Source organism: Acidovorax sp. HMWF018 (assembly GCF_003061035.1).
GTDB classification, from domain to species: Bacteria; Pseudomonadota; Gammaproteobacteria; order Burkholderiales; family Burkholderiaceae_C; genus Acidovorax; species Acidovorax delafieldii.
Map to the genome: position 1 here is coordinate 10,218 of NZ_QAIM01000343.1, position 3,132 is coordinate 13,349.

Below are 3,132 nucleotides of genomic sequence, written 5' to 3' on the forward strand. Positions count from 1 at the left end.
AGGCGGCAGCGTTCTCTACCTGCATCATGGCGGTGGTGGGGTCGCTGGCGTTGCTGCTGCACTTTGGCACGCAGCGCCGCGTCCGACGCGCCCCAGGCTCCAAGCCCGCCTAACATCGCCCCATGCTGCAAGAAGAACGTTTCCTCCGCATCCGCACCCTGCTGTCCACGCTCTCGCGGGTGAGCACCGAGCGCATTGCGCAAGACCTGGATGTGTCGCGCGAGACCGTGCGCCGCGACATCCTCGCGCTGGAGTCGCAGGGCATTCTGCGGCGCGTGCACGGGGGCGTGGTGGCCCAGGGGCCAGAGCCAGAACCCCCGCTGGCCGTGCGCCAGGCGGTGCGCGAGCGCGAAAAGCGCGCCATCGCCCGCGCCGCCCTACAGCTGCTGCAGCCGGGGCAAACGCTGTTCATTGATGCGGGCAGCACCACCACCCTGCTGGCCGAAGCACTGTCCAGCCTGTCGGGCCTGACCATCATCACCAACGGGCTGAACGTGGCGCTCAAGCTCGCTGCGGCCGATGCGGGGCGCAACACGCGCAACGACGTGATCCTGCTCGGAGGCCGCACCGACCCTGCCGTGCAGGCCACTCACGGCGACACCACCGTGGCCGAAATCCACCGCTACCGCGCCGATGTGGCCCTGCTCTCGCCCGTGGGCATCAGCGTGCACAGTGGCGCCACCAGCTTTGAACACCACGAGGCCGCCGTGGCCCGCGCCATGGCTGCACAGGCCAAGGAACTGATCTTGCTGGCCGACCACAGCAAGGTGGGGCAAGCCAGCCGCGTGACCTATGCCAGCCTGGCCGACGTGGGCACGCTGGTCACCGACGCAGGTGCCCGGTCCTTGCCCGCCTTCTCGGCACTGCAGGCAGCGGGCTGTCACATCGTAGTGGCCTGAGGCATTCACAGGGGACAAAACGCACCATGGCCTACCAGCACACCATTGGCGGCGAGCGCTGGCAGTTCAGCGACTTGCGGGAGGTGATGGCCAAGGCCACGCCGCTGCGCTCGGGCGACGCCCTGGCAGGCGTGGCAGCCACATCGGCTGTGGAGCGCATGGCCGCGCGCCTGAGCCTGGCCGACATTCCCCTGTCGCGCTTTCTGAGCGAGGCGCTCATCCCCTACGAAAGCGACGAGGTCACGCGCCTCATCCTCGACACGCACAACGCCGCCGCATTCGCGCCCATTGCCCACCTCACTGTGGGCGACTTCCGCAACTGGCTGCTGGCCCACGGCACCGACAGCGCCATGCTCGCCGCCGTGGCACCCGGCATCACGCCCGAGATGGCGGCGGCCGTGAGCAAGCTCATGCGCAACCAGGACTTGATCGCCGTGGCGCGCAAATGCCGCGTGGTCACGCGGTTTCGCAACACCCTCGGCCTGCCGGGCCACTTGGCCGTGCGGCTGCAGCCCAACCACCCCACGGACGACCTGCGCGGCATTGCGGCGTCGATGATCGACGGCCTGCTGTATGGCGCGGGCGACGCGGTGATTGGCGTGAACCCGGCCACCGATAGCATCGCCGCCCTCACGGGGCTGGTGCACATGCTGGGCGATGTGATCGAGCGGCTGCAGATCCCCACCCAATCGTGTGTGCTCACGCATGTGACTAACACCATCCAGATGGTGGAGCAAGGCGCGCCGGTGGACCTGGTCTTCCAGTCGATTGCGGGCACCGAGGCGGCCAACGCGAGCTTTGGCATTTCGCTGGCGCTGCTCCAAGAAGCGCGCGAGGCTGCACTGTCCCTGCGGCGCGGAAAAAACTTTGGCGATGGAGTGGGCGACAACGTGATGTACTTTGAAACCGGCCAGGGCAGTGCCCTGTCGGCCAACGCGCACCACGGCGTGGACCAACAGACCTGCGAGGCGCGGGCCTATGGCGTGGCCCGCGCGTTTGCGCCGCTGCTCACCAACACGGTGGTCGGCTTCATCGGCCCGGAATACCTGTACGACGGCAAGCAGATCATCCGCGCGGGCCTGGAAGACCACTTCTGCGGCAAGCTGCTGGGCGTGCCGCTGGGCTGCGACGTCTGCTACACCAACCACGCCGAGGCCGATTCGGACGACATGGACACGCTGATGACGCTGCTGGGCACGGCGGGCCTGACCTTCATCATGGGCGTGCCGGGGGCGGACGACATCATGCTCAACTACCAGAGCACTTCGTTCCACGACGCGCTCTATCTGCGCGAGGTGCTGGGCCTGCAGTGCGCACCCGAGTTTGGCGCCTGGCTGCAGCGCATGCACATCACCGATGCAGGCGGACGCCTGCTGCCTGCCCACGATCAACACCCGGCGCTGGCACAAATGCGGCAATGGAGGCTGGGCGCATGACACACGAACCAGCACCACACGCCATCCCTCCCGACCCCTGGGACGACCTGCGCGCCCACACCCAGGCACGCCTGGCCCTGGGGCGTGCGGGCGCAGCCCTGCCCACGGCCGAGCTGCTGCGTTTTGGACTGGCCCATGCGCAGGCGCGCGATGCCGTGCACATCCCGCTGGACGCCGAAGCGCTGGCCACCCAGCTGCAGGCCCAGGGCTGCGCAACGCTCCCCGTGCACAGCGCCGCCCCCGACCGCGCCACCTACCTGCTGCGCCCCGACCTGGGCCGGCGGCTGAGCGACGCCGATGCGCAGGCGCTGCGGGAGTCCTCTGCAAACGGAACCACTCCCATCGACCTGCTGCTGGTCGCGGCCGACGGCCTCTCGTCCCTGGCCGTGGCCCGGCAGGCGCCACCGCTCATCGACGCGATTTGCCAACAGGCGCCCGCAGGCTGGCAGCTGGGCCCCGTGGTGATTGCCCAACAGGCCCGCGTGGCACTGGGTGACGAGGTGGGCGCGCTGTTGGGCGCGCGCCTGGTGGCGGTGCTGATCGGCGAGCGGCCGGGCCTCAGCTCGCCCGACAGCCTGGGCATCTACCTCACCTGGCACCCGCAGGTGGGGCGCCACGATGCGCAGCGCAATTGCATCTCTAACGTGCGGCCCGAGGGCCTGCCCCCGGCCGCCGCCGCTGCGCGCCTGTGGTGGCTGTGCCAGGAGGCGCGGCAACTGGGGCTGACGGGGGTGGGGCTGAAGGACCGCAGCGATGGGATGACGCTGGTGGCGGGGAGCTCCCACAAGATCTCCGAC

4 protein-coding genes are annotated in these 3,132 nt (G+C 69.3%); all 4 read left to right on the plus strand.

Features of this window, described 5'->3' with window-relative positions; genetic code table 11:
• A partial coding sequence (locus DBR23_RS30650) for a hypothetical protein (protein WP_233250441.1) occupies positions 1–113 on the plus strand: 113 nt, incomplete at its 5' end.
• A gap of 9 nt (positions 114–122) precedes the next feature.
• The gene (locus DBR23_RS12965; RefSeq protein ID WP_056745527.1) at positions 123–899 is read left to right on the plus strand and encodes a DeoR/GlpR family DNA-binding transcription regulator; all 777 of its coding nucleotides are present in this window, start codon (positions 123–125) and stop codon (positions 897–899) included.
• A 26-nt stretch (positions 900–925) separates the two neighbouring features.
• Positions 926–2,335, plus strand: a complete 1,410-nt coding sequence (locus DBR23_RS12970) for an ethanolamine ammonia-lyase subunit EutB (RefSeq protein ID WP_108498519.1) — start codon at positions 926–928, stop codon at positions 2,333–2,335.
• The coding region (gene eutC, locus DBR23_RS12975) for an ethanolamine ammonia-lyase subunit EutC (RefSeq protein ID WP_108498524.1) at positions 2,332–3,132 on the plus strand (801 nt) is incomplete at its 3' end. The genes DBR23_RS12970 and eutC, both read left to right, overlap by 4 nt.